At 35.0% G+C, this 11,776-nt stretch carries 11 protein-coding genes; 8 read left to right on the forward strand and 3 right to left on the reverse strand.

The window, feature by feature from the left end:
* Positions 1 to 402 precede the first annotated feature (402 nt).
* From C8E03_RS13125 to C8E03_RS13155, 7 genes are all read left to right on the forward strand, one after another.
* Entirely contained in the window at positions 403 to 645 is a 243-nt protein-coding gene (locus C8E03_RS13125) for an excisionase (RefSeq protein WP_242993534.1), read from the forward strand.
* 87 nt (positions 646 to 732) lie between these two features.
* Positions 733 to 1,929 carry a tyrosine-type recombinase/integrase gene (locus tag C8E03_RS13130; RefSeq protein ID WP_094376704.1) on the forward strand — a complete coding sequence of 399 codons (1,197 nt, stop codon included), beginning with the start codon at positions 733 to 735 and terminating at the stop codon, positions 1,927 to 1,929.
* 186 nt (positions 1,930 to 2,115) lie between these two features.
* Positions 2,116 to 2,598, forward strand: a complete 483-nt coding sequence (locus tag C8E03_RS13135; RefSeq protein ID WP_110291234.1) for a low molecular weight protein-tyrosine-phosphatase — start codon at positions 2,116 to 2,118, stop codon at positions 2,596 to 2,598.
* Positions 2,589 to 2,954 carry a CoA-binding protein gene (locus C8E03_RS13140; RefSeq protein ID WP_094376706.1) on the forward strand — a complete coding sequence of 122 codons (366 nt, stop codon included), beginning with the start codon at positions 2,589 to 2,591 and terminating at the stop codon, positions 2,952 to 2,954. Before C8E03_RS13135 ends, C8E03_RS13140 begins: the two co-directional genes overlap by 10 nt.
* Positions 2,955 to 3,106: 152 nt before the next feature.
* Positions 3,107 to 4,903 carry an ABC-F family ATP-binding cassette domain-containing protein gene (locus C8E03_RS13145; RefSeq protein WP_110291235.1) on the forward strand — a complete coding sequence of 599 codons (1,797 nt, stop codon included), beginning with the start codon at positions 3,107 to 3,109 and terminating at the stop codon, positions 4,901 to 4,903.
* A gap of 24 nt (positions 4,904 to 4,927) precedes the next feature.
* Positions 4,928 to 6,778, forward strand: a complete 1,851-nt coding sequence (locus C8E03_RS13150) for an alpha-amylase family glycosyl hydrolase (RefSeq protein ID WP_094376708.1) — start codon at positions 4,928 to 4,930, stop codon at positions 6,776 to 6,778.
* A 42-nt stretch (positions 6,779 to 6,820) separates the two neighbouring features.
* Complete coding sequence (locus C8E03_RS13155) at positions 6,821 to 7,351, forward strand: DUF5662 family protein (RefSeq protein WP_094376709.1); 531 nt, start codon at positions 6,821 to 6,823, stop codon at positions 7,349 to 7,351.
* Between the two features lie 9 nt (positions 7,352 to 7,360).
* Here the strand turns inward: C8E03_RS13155 and C8E03_RS13160 are convergent, their stop codons facing one another.
* Together C8E03_RS13160 and C8E03_RS13165 are read right to left on the reverse strand one after the other, a co-directional pair.
* Complete coding sequence (locus tag C8E03_RS13160) at positions 7,361 to 8,452, reverse strand: PTS transporter subunit IIC (protein ID WP_110291245.1); 1,092 nt, start codon at positions 8,450 to 8,452, stop codon at positions 7,361 to 7,363.
* A 147-nt stretch (positions 8,453 to 8,599) separates the two neighbouring features.
* Positions 8,600 to 8,887 (reverse strand): hypothetical protein, encoded by a 288-nt coding sequence (locus C8E03_RS13165; RefSeq protein ID WP_094376710.1) that lies wholly within the window; start codon positions 8,885 to 8,887, stop codon positions 8,600 to 8,602.
* A 262-nt stretch (positions 8,888 to 9,149) separates the two neighbouring features.
* Here C8E03_RS13165 and gpmI point away from each other — a divergent pair, with 262 nt between their 5' ends.
* Positions 9,150 to 10,691 carry a 2,3-bisphosphoglycerate-independent phosphoglycerate mutase gene (gene gpmI, locus C8E03_RS13170; protein ID WP_110291236.1) on the forward strand — a complete coding sequence of 514 codons (1,542 nt, stop codon included), beginning with the start codon at positions 9,150 to 9,152 and terminating at the stop codon, positions 10,689 to 10,691.
* A gap of 43 nt (positions 10,692 to 10,734) precedes the next feature.
* Here the strand turns inward: gpmI and C8E03_RS13175 are convergent, their stop codons facing one another.
* A complete protein-coding gene (locus C8E03_RS13175; RefSeq protein WP_094376712.1) occupies positions 10,735 to 11,610 on the reverse strand; it encodes an AraC family transcriptional regulator in 876 nt (291 codons plus the stop codon).
* Between the last annotated feature and the right edge of the window lie 166 nt (positions 11,611 to 11,776).

Consider the following 11,776-nt stretch of genomic DNA (forward strand, 5'->3'; position numbering starts at 1 on the left):
AGTAACTAACAAAGTTCACTAACTTTGCCAAAGTGAGTTACAAAAGTTCACTCATTTCACGATTATTAGTGAAAAAAGTGAGTGACATTAAAAATATTAGGGGTTTTAGGGGATTTTACCCCTAACAAGATGCAAAAATAGTGGAGCTAGCTCTTTTGCGTATCTTGCAATCCCCCCCCTTTTTATAGAAGTGAAGTTGTTTATATTTTGAATGAGCAAAACATTAAACAAAATAATAATAAAATTATAAAAGCGTATTCCTAGTCCTTGTAAATCATAAAAGTGCGGACTACGAAGCCGCTTTTTGTTTTCTCATATCCTTTATTATTTGTATATAGCAGTAAACCAGAGAGGTGCACCTTAGGAGTAACAGCTATGCATATAACAAAAATATAGGATGAGGTGAATGTAATCGAAGAAAATAAAACAATTAATAAAACTAATAAATATGGAATTCCATTATGGCGTAAATATATTTTATCTGTTCAAGAGGCTTCAGAATATTTTCATATTGGATATAAAAAACTTCGAAAGTTAATAGATGAACATCCGGAGGAAGAGTTTATTTTATGGAATGGAACAAGACCACAGATAAAAAGAAAGTTGTTTGAACAATACATTGATGAAAAATTGACAGCGATTTAAGGGTAGAATCCAATAGAAAAGGAGTCATATTTATGGTATATTTTATATATCATAGCTTGGCTCTCTTTTTATTAGGAAGGAGTTTTTATGTCAGATACAGTAAGACGTGACCAGAAAGGACGCAGATTATTAAAAGGTGAGAGCCAAAGAAAAGATGGAAAATATGAATATAAATATATGGATGCTTTTGGAAAGCGAAGAACGGTGTATAGTTGGAAATTAAATCCATCAGATGTATTACCAAAGGGAAAGCAGGAATGTATTTCACTAAGAGAACAAGAAAAACAAATACGAATTGATTGTGTAGATCGAGTAGCAGTTAATGGTGGTAATATGTCTGTTCTTGAATTAGTGAAAAGGTATGTGGCAGGCAAGCGCGGAGTTAGACACAGTACAAAAGCAAATTATCAGTTTGTCATAAATATTATGGAAAAGGAAACCTTTGGCTCCAAAAGAATTGATCAGGTAAAATTGTCCGATGCAAAGTTATGGATCATAAAATTGCAAGATGATGGAAGAGGATATTCAACCATTCATGCAATTAGAGGAATCATAAGACCTGCTTTTCAAATGGCAGTAGATGATGATTTGATTCGTAAGAATCCATTTGATTTTCAATTACATTCCGTAGTTGTAAATAATAGTGTGACAAGAGAAGCCATAACCAAAAAGCAGGAAAGAGATTTTCTTGATTTTATCAGACAAGATAAGCACTTTGGTAGATACTATGATGGAATCTTCATCTTATTTCGAACAGGACTGCGTATATCAGAGTTTTGTGGACTAACCATTGGTGATATTGACTTTGAGAATAATCGGATTTTGATTACACATCAGTTACAACGGACAAGAGATATGCAATATGTGATTCAAGAGCCAAAGACTGCTGCAGGTGTTCGTTATATTCCTATGAGACCAGAGGTAAGAGAAGCTTTCAAACGAATGATTGCAAATCGAGCCAAACCAAAAGTAGAACCAATGATTGATGGCAAATGGGGATTTTTATTTCTAGATAAAAATAACATGCCTATGGTTGCCCTTCATTGGGAAAAGTATTTCCAGCACATTAGAGAAAAATATAATGGTATATATAAAAATCCATTGCCAAAGATCACACCACATGTGTGCAGGCATACCTTTTGTTCTAATATGGCAAAGGCAGGAGTGAATCCAAAGACCTTGCAGTATCTTATGGGACATAGTGAAATCGGAGTAACCCTAAATACATACACACATATGGGATATGAGGATGCATCCAAAGAACTGTTAGCACTAGAATGTTGATGTATGGTAGAAAAAGGGTTGTCGTAAAGATTTAAAAGTTTACGACACTTTTACGACAAGGCAAGGATAAAATAAGCAAAAATAAGCGAATTTATACCAAAAAACACTAAAAATCTAGAAGCAAGAAAACACTGTAAAAGTAATGAAAAAGCCTATAAATACAGCATTTACAAGGAGAATCAATAGATGATAAAAGTACTATTCGTCTGCCACGGCAACATATGTCGTTCACCGATGGCTGAGTTTGTATTCAAGGATATGGTTAAGCAAAGGGGATTAACGGATGTCTTTTCTATCGCATCATCTGCTACAAGCAGAGAGGAAATAGGCAATCCAGTTCACTATGGAACGAAAAATAAATTGAGAGAATTTAGAATTAATGTGGAAGGAAAATATGCGGTACAGCTATGTCGAGAAGACGGTAATCACTTTGACTTTATTATAGGAATGGAACAAAGAAATGTAGTAAATATTTTAAAAATAATTGGAAAGGATAGCAAGAGTAAGGTATGCAGACTTTTGGATTTTACAGACCGACCAAGGGACATTTCAGATCCGTGGTATACAGGTGATTTTGACATTACGTATCAAGATGTTTACGAAGGCTGTAATGCACTGCTTAGAGAATGTGATCAAATACTCAAGGAAAAGGAGAACAAATGGATATAAAAGAAATATTGCAGCAAAATGTATTTGTAGTAGTTGGAGATACACGAAAGGAAGAAAAATACGCGTACAAAATAAAAAAAGAGCTATTAGAAAATGGATATAAGGTGTATGCTGTCGGCAAAGAATTGGATTCGATTAATGAAATTGATGAGCCGATTGACATTATTGATTTATGTATCAATCCGGTACGAGGGCTTCAATTAATTAAAGAATGTACAAAAGAATATAAAGCTATAGTGATACAGCCGGGGGCCGAGAGTGAGGAACTATTGGCTTACTTGCAGGCAAATGATTTGCCTTATATTGAAGGCTGTGTACTGGTAGGATTAAAACTTTACAGCAAGAATAAGAAGTAGCAAAAATATAGTATGAGCATAAGGAAACTGTTATAGCAGAGAGCACAAGTAAATGCTTTCCATATAACAGTTTTTCTGATAATCACCACTTGCCCTATGATTAAATCCTTGCTATAATCGGATGTAGACAAATTGAGTTTAGAGAGGTACTTATGAATTTATTAACAGTTGAAAATATGGTTAAGTCTTATACCGATAAAATACTATTTAATAATGCAAGCTTTAGTATAAATGAAAATGAAAAAATTGGAGTCATAGGAGTAAATGGGACAGGAAAATCAACTCTTCTTAAAATAGTTGCAGGATTGGAGCGTCCTGAGAAAGGCACTGTGACGAAAGGAAACAATGTTTATATTCGATATTTGCCTCAAAACCCAATATATGATGATCACATTACTGTATTGCAGGCAGTATTGGAAGGAAATATTACAAAAGAAAATCAATGGTCAATTGAAAGCGAAGCAAAATCAATTCTTAATAAACTTGGAATAATTGGGCACAATGAGTTAATAGAGCATATGTCCGGAGGTCAGAAAAAAAGAATTGCTCTTGCAAACACATTAATTGCATCTGCTGATATTCTTATTTTAGATGAGCCAACGAACCATTTAGATAATGAAATGTCACAATGGTTGGAAGATTATTTAAAAAAACTAAAGAGTGCACTTATTATGGTGACACATGATCGATATTTCTTGGATCGTGTATCAAACCGTATTATTGAGATAGATAAAGGAAATATTTATAGTTATGCAGGCAGCTATTCTGAGTTTTTGCGTCTAAAGACAGCAAGAGAAGATATGGATAATGCAACTGAGAGAAAGAGACAGTCGATTCTTAGAAACGAATTGGCGTGGATTAGCAGAGGTGCCAGAGCACGTTCCACCAAGCAAAAAGCTCGTATTGAACGTTATGAGGAAATGGTGCAAATGCAGGCACCATCTCAGGATGAAAATATTGAGATGAGTTCTTTGTCTTCCAGACTGGGGAGAAAAACTGTTGAAGTGAATCGAATCAGTAAAAGCTATGATAATAAGAAACTATTTGAGGATTTTACCTATATTTTTTTAAAGGGTGACAGAGTCGGCATCATTGGACCAAATGGTTGTGGCAAAAGTACCTTGCTTAAAATAATCAATGGTGTGATTAAACCAGATGAAGGAATGATAGAAATTGGTACAACAGTTAAAATCGGTTATTTTTCGCAGGAAAATGAATACATGGATGAGAATTTAAAGGTGATTGAGTATGTAAGAGAAGGAGCAGAATATATTGAAACATCGGAAGGTAAAATATCAGCATCACAGATGCTGGAGCGCTTTTTGTTTGATGGAACTTTGCAATGGAGTCAAATTAAAAAGCTGTCTGGCGGTGAAAAGCGAAGATTATATTTACTTAGAATTTTAATGGAAGCTCCGAATGTTTTACTATTAGATGAGCCGACGAATGACCTCGATATACAAACGATGACTGTACTTGAGGATTATTTAGACAACTTTGACGGCATTGTGATTACCGTATCACATGATAGATATTTCTTGGACAGAGTAATAAAACGAATTTTTGCATTCGAGACAGAGGGAAGAATAAGACAATTTGAAGGCGCATACAGCGAATATATTGAGCAGCAGCAGCCTGCATTGACTTTGGATAACAAGGGAAATAGTAATAAGGTTAAGACGGAAAAGATAAAAGTACAAAAGCTAAAATTCACTTATCAGGAGCAAAAGGATTTTGAAACCATAGACGAAGAAATTGCTAAACTAGAGGAAATGCTGGAAGAAATAGATAAGGATATAGCAAGTTCAGCGACAAATTTTCCTAAATTAAATCAGTTAATGGAACAAAAATCTAAATTTGAGACTCAACTGGAGGAGAAAATGGAACGATGGATGTATTTAACAGAATTGAAAGAAAAGATAGAGGCTGAAAAAACGAACAATAACTGAAGTAGAGCATGAGGAGCAATCATTATGATGACAGATAGTAACGAAAGAGCGAAACTGAAAGTGAACAAAGGGTCAACTGCTGCACTTGGAGTTACTATGTGTAATGAGGGAATTAATTTTGCAATTGCAGTAGAAGACGGTGTAAAATGCAGTTTGGTAATTTTTCAAACGGGGAGTAAGGAAGCTATTTTAACTGTTGACTTTAAAGAAGAAGATAAGATTGGCAGCATATATTCTGTATTGATTACAAATTTACAAGATAGCAGATACGAGTATACTTATATGCTCGATCATAAGAATTATTTAGACCCCTACGCAAGGCAGGTTATAGGGCGAGAGGTTTGGGGACAAGCAGTTGAAGATGCAAAGGTAAGAGCTGCTGTTGACTTTGAAGAATATGATTGGGAAGGGGATAAGCCACTTAGGATTCCATTCTATGAAGCTGTTATGTATTCCCTACACGTCAGAGGCTTTACAATGCATTCTTCCTGTAAGGTTAGAAAGAAAGGAACCTTTGAGGGAATATTGGAAAAGTTACCATATCTAAAGGAGCTTGGAATTAATCAGGTAGAGCTTATGCCGGCCTATGAATTTGATGAAATTATACCCAGACAAGATAATCGAATGGAGTATAAAAAGTTTGATTCGGACAGACATTATGCAATTAATTACTGGGGCTACACAAGAGGAAATTACTTTGCACCAAAAGCCTCTTATGCGTATGGAAATAACTGTGTGGTTGCTTTTAAAGATATGGTGAAAGCGCTACACAAAAATAAGATAGAAGTTATTATGGAATTTTACTTTCAAGAAAATGAAAATCAAAATATGATCATAGACTGCATAAGGTATTGGGTAGAGGAATATCATATTGATGGGGTGCATATTAACAGTAATGCCGCTCCTTTAACGGCGATAGCCTCCTTACCTAGATTGAGTCACACAAAGATTATGGCAGAGCACTTTGAGTTTGATAAAATATATGGTTCTGGAAAGTTCCCTAAATTTAAGAATCTGGCAATTTATCATGATGGTTATTTAGTGGATGCAAGAAGATTTTTAAAGGGTGATGAGGAGCAGCTTGAGCATATTGCTTATAGAATGAGAAGAAATCCCAAGCAGTGTGGAGTGATTAATTATATAGCAAGTCATAATGGCTTCAATCTTATGGATTTGGTATCATATAATGCAAAGCATAATGAAGAAAACGGCGAAAATAACCGTGATGGAAGCAATTATAATTACAGTTGGAACTGTGGTGTGGAGGGTCAGACTCGTCGTAAGGGAATTGTAGAATTAAGAAAAAAACAGATAAAAAATGCTTTGCTTATGTTACTGCTTAGTCAGGGTGTTCCAAGTATACTAAGTGGAGATGAAATAGCAAATTCCCAAAAAGGAAATAACAATCCATATTGTCAGGACAATGACATCGCATGGTTGAATTGGAATGGTGAAAAGCAACATAAGGATATTTTGAATTTTACCAAAATGTTAATTCATTTTCGTAAGAATCATCCAATTCTTCACTATGAAACAGAACTTAAAATTATGGATTACTTATCTTGTGGATATCCAGACTTATCTTACCATGGTGAAAAAGCGTGGTATCCGGACTTTGAGAACTATAATAGACAGATTGGTGTTATGTATTGCGGTCAATATGCAAAAACTTCAAAGGGAAAAGAAGATGATTATATATATATCGCTTATAATATGCATTGGATCGAACATGAATTCGCACTTCCTAATCTGCCAATGAAAAAAAAGTGGAAAGTAATAATTGATACTTCAAAGAATACAGAGGATGAACAAAAGACAGTGTACAGAAATATTAAGGTGAACGAAAGAAGTATAGTGGTATTAGTAGGAAAGTAGAATGAATAAATGACTACAATATTACTGGGGCAGGAGATTATAATGAAAGCGTTTCAACATTTTCGAACAATAACACAGCATAAAATTCTGGTTATGCAAGGATGCTTTAAAATTGGTTTATATAAACAAGGCTTATTACATGATCTTTCCAAATATTCACCAACAGAATTTGTGGTTGGATGTAAATATTATCAAGGTATGAGAAGCCCTAATAATGCAGAAAGAGAAATAAAGTCATATTCAGAGGCCTGGATGCATCATAAAGGAAGGAATAAACATCATTATGAATATTGGACGGATTACAGTATGGACGGACGGGGAATTGTTCCGGTACCAATGCCAAAAAAGTATGTTGCAGAGATGTTTGTAGACAGAGTATCTGCCTCTAAAATATATCTAAAAGAAAAATACAATACATCAATGCCGCTGCAATATTTTAAGAATGGAAAAGCTTATTATTACATGGCTTCCAAAACAAGCTTGGAGCTTGAAACGCTTCTAATAATGTTAGCTGAAAGAGGAGAAAAGGCCACTTACAATTTTATAAAAACAGAATTCTTAAAGCAGCCTTAATGTTTGCTATTATAGCTTAAGCAGCATGTCTCCAAATTGAAGGAGTCCTTTTTTGCGCATCCATTCTGAGATGAGAAGCGAGAGGATAGCTGGAAATATAAAGTGCATGCATAGAATTTTAAATAAAACCAAAAAGGCTCCGTCAGAAGCAAGCATTGTATTCCAAGTCATGATTTGTCCAACCAGACCAGCACTTCCCATACCAGAACCTGTGGAGTTATTTTCCATATGAAAAATTAAAGTACCAATTGGTCCGAGAATGGCACTGGATATAATAGCCGGAAGCCAGATAATAGGTTTTTTTACAATATTCGGAACCTGAAGCATGGAAGTACCGATTCCCTGCGCTATAAGACCACTGGTTTTATTTTCCCGGTAGCTTGCTATAGCAAATCCTATCATATTACAACAGCATCCTATTGTTGCAGCGCCCGCGGCAAGACCAGATAGGCTTAGACTAATTCCAAGAGCTGCTGAGCTGATTGGAAGAGTAAGAATCATTCCCATAAGGACAGATACAATGATTCCCATTAGTACAGGCTGCTGAATCGTTCCCCAGTTAATTAAATCACCAAGACTTGTCATGAACATAGAAATTGGTGTACCAATAAAGAGTCCTGCAAAGGCTCCTGTAACAATTGAAACGAATGGCGTTATTAGAATATCTACCTGAGTTCTACCTGACACAAGATTGCCAAATTCAATTCCAATATAGGCAGAAACAAAGGCTCCCAGCGGTTCACCAGGTCCAATTAACAGAATTGCCTGATTCAAGGTTAGCTCACCAAGTGTGCCACTTACCATTACACCTCCGATTAATATTTTGCTTGCAAAAGCTCCGATCATACCAGCTGTTGCAGAAGATAATAGAACAAGAGGGCTTGATTTGAATTTATAAGCAACACCACAACCAATTCCTGCACCTGTTAAGGCAGCGGAAATCTTTCCGATTAAGTAAAGGGTATTTCCTAAAGTACCTCCGACCAGATTCCCTATCTGCTGAATAATAGTTCCGATAATCAGAGTGGAGAATAATCCAAGAGCCATTCCGCTTAAACCATCAATAAAAATGCGATTTAATATATTTTTAAACTTTTCCATTTGCAACCTAACCTTTCCATATTTCGTATCTTATTTGAATTATTATATGTATATACATATGTGTATTCATAGAGCAAAGAATAACATAAATTTTCGGTCTGTGCAAGAAAAAAGCTCACCAATAGGTGAACTTTTATTTCTTTAATATTATGGCAGTAAAGAAGCATTGCTATTCTTTTTAGTTTTCTTTAAGCATTTTAATTTTTTATGAAAGAAATTCTTTTTTGGAGGTTTGAGAGGTGGGGGCGCTGTTTTACTATCGTTATTGCATCCATTGTAACTGCCTATATCACTCCACATCTTAAAACCATACTTGATAGGTGAAATAAAGAAACCAATAATTATGCCAGACAAGCAACCAACTGAAATCATTAGTCCCTTTTCTAATGCTGTATGTTCATTCTCTAAAAACTTTTGTACTTTTTGAAGCATCATGTCATCATCCTTTCTTGTATTGGGTGAAACACCCCTAATAGCTATATGATAATGCTTAATTGGTTAAAATACAAGAAATATGATATCTTTTTATTGAATATAATTTGCACTTATGTAAAAAGTGTTGAAATATGGGAAGAAATAGAGTAGAATTTTAAATTGAGATGGGTAAGATAAAAATTAGATTTTTAATCTGCCAAAATGTGCATAAACACTGCACGAATGGAAAAATTAATTATAATTATGATAAAGGAGAAACATTATGAGTAAAAAACCAACAGTTCTAATGATACTCGACGGATATGGATTAAACGATAGAAAAGAAGGTAATGCGGTAGCAGAGGCAAATTCTCCTGTATTAAATAAACTTATGTCAGAATGCCCATTTGTAAAAGGCTTTGCAAGCGGTATGGAAGTAGGGCTTCCGGATGGACAGATGGGTAACTCCGAAGTTGGTCACTTAAATATGGGTGCCGGACGTATCATTTATCAGGAATTAACAAGAATTACAAAGGAAATCAATGATGGCGACTTTTTCAAAAATAAAGCCTTATTAAAAGCAGTAGAAAATGCTAAAATTAACAATACAGCATTACATTTATTTGGACTATTATCAGATGGCGGTGTACATAGTCATAACACCCATTTATATGGCTTATTGAGACTTGCAAAGCAACAGGGATTAGATAAAGTCTATGTACATTGTTTCTTAGATGGGCGAGATACGCCACCAGCTTCAGGTAAAGCCTTTGTAGAAGCATTGACGGATAAAATGAAAGAAATTGGTGTAGGTGAAATTGCTTCAGTAATGGGACGCTATTATGCAATGGATCGTGATAATCGCTGGGATCGAGTTGAGCTTGCGTATAATGCAATGGTAAAAGGTGAAGGAGTGTTTGCAGATTGTGCAGCAGGTGGTGTATCGGCTTCTTATGATGAGGGTAAGAACGATGAGTTTGTTTTGCCAACTGTAGTTACTAAGGCAGGTAAGCCATTGGCGACAATCAAGGATAACGATTCTGTCATTTTCTTTAATTTTAGACCAGATCGAGCAAGAGAAATCACAAGAGCTTTTTGTGATGATTCCTTTGCAGGCTTTACAAGAGATAAAAGACTGTCACTTACTTTTGTATGCTTTACAGAGTATGATACTACAATTCAAAATAAATTAGTGGCTTTTCATAAGGTTGCCATCACAAATACCTTTGGAGAATTTTTAGCGGCGAATGGAAAGACACAGGCAAGAATTGCTGAAACAGAGAAATATGCACATGTTACATTCTTCTTTAATGGTGGGGTAGAAGAGCCAAACAAGGGAGAGGACAGAATTTTAGTAAAATCACCAAAGGTTGCAACCTATGATTTACAGCCAGAGATGAGTGCTTATGAAGTATGTGACAAGTTGGTTGAGGCAATTAAATCAGATAAATACGATGTTATTATCATTAATTTTGCAAATCCAGATATGGTTGGGCATACAGGAATTGAGGAAGCCGCTATTAAGGCAATAGAAGCAGTAGATAAATGTGTAGGAAGAACGGTAGAGGCTTTAAAGGAAGTAGATGGACAGATGTTTATTTGTGCCGATCATGGTAATGCAGAGCAGTTAATTGATTATGAGAATGGAGGAAGCTTTACAGCACACACAATTAATCCGGTTCCGTTTATTTTAGTTAATTATGATCCAGCATATACATTAAGAGCAAATGGATGTTTGGCAGATATAGCACCGACATTAATTGAAATGATGGGTATGATTCAGCCAGAAGAAATGACAGGAAAATCATTACTAATTAAAAAATAAGTAATAAAAGAAGGAGCTGTTGCAGTGATAAAACGGCTCCTTTTTACTGCACCCATTCACGTCGATATTGTGAGGCGGTTATATTTTCAGATTTCTTAAAAACTTTATTAAAATAGCTTGTATCCGGAATGCCGCATTCACCAGCAATAATTTCGATGCTTTTATCAGAAAATCGAAGGAGCTTTTTGGCATAATTAATACGTTGAAGTTGAATATAGTTTCCGATTGTGACGCCATATAATGTCTTGAATTCTCTGGATAAATGAAATTTACTGATATAAAACTGTTCGGCTAATTGATCTAATGAAATCCGGTTCTTGAAATTCTCATCAATATAAGTGCATATGGCTGATAACTTTACAGCAATGCTATTATCTTTATATTCCTCCATCTTTAAAGCTTCTGTAAAGCTAAGAGTCAGTATATCAGTAATTAACTTAGAGGTTACAAGCTCAGATAAATTATTCTTGTCGTTATGCGCTTCGATAATTTTGTTAATCAGGGAAATGAAATTAGTTGGGGTATCGGTACGAAAAACAAAGCTGGGAAAATTTTCAATAAATAGGTTGTAATAACTTTGTGCATTGCAGCCATTAAAGTGTACCCACATAAGCTCCCAGGGATCATCTTCACTGCTTTGATGAGAATAGGGCAATTTACAGTCAATCAATACACAGTCTGAGGTATTAAGGGCATAAATCTTATCTTTTACAGTCACAACCCCTTTCCCAGATAAAACAATTATAAATAGAAAAGAATTAAGGTTCTCACGTTGACAGCGGTGACTCTTTAAGCTCTTTAGAGTTCCGGCTTCCTGCATATAAAAAAGAGAAGCTTTAGCAAAAGAGCTTGGCGTATGTAGCACTCGTTCTGACTTGGTAATGTCAGATTGAGAAAACGATTCATAAAAGGTATTCATAATACTTCTCCCATCATTATTTTTTCAAATAGTTCCTGTAGCAGTTAAGTAATAATATACTACATTTTAATTGAAAATAAAACACTAATAAACGGAAATGTTTGAATACATATTATATACAATAAATATTATAAAAAGTTCTTATCACAGTGAATGATTTTTCGAC

It is taken from the genome of Lachnotalea glycerini (assembly GCF_003201285.1).
In the GTDB taxonomy this organism is placed as follows: domain Bacteria; phylum Bacillota; class Clostridia; order Lachnospirales; family Lachnospiraceae; genus Lachnotalea; species Lachnotalea glycerini.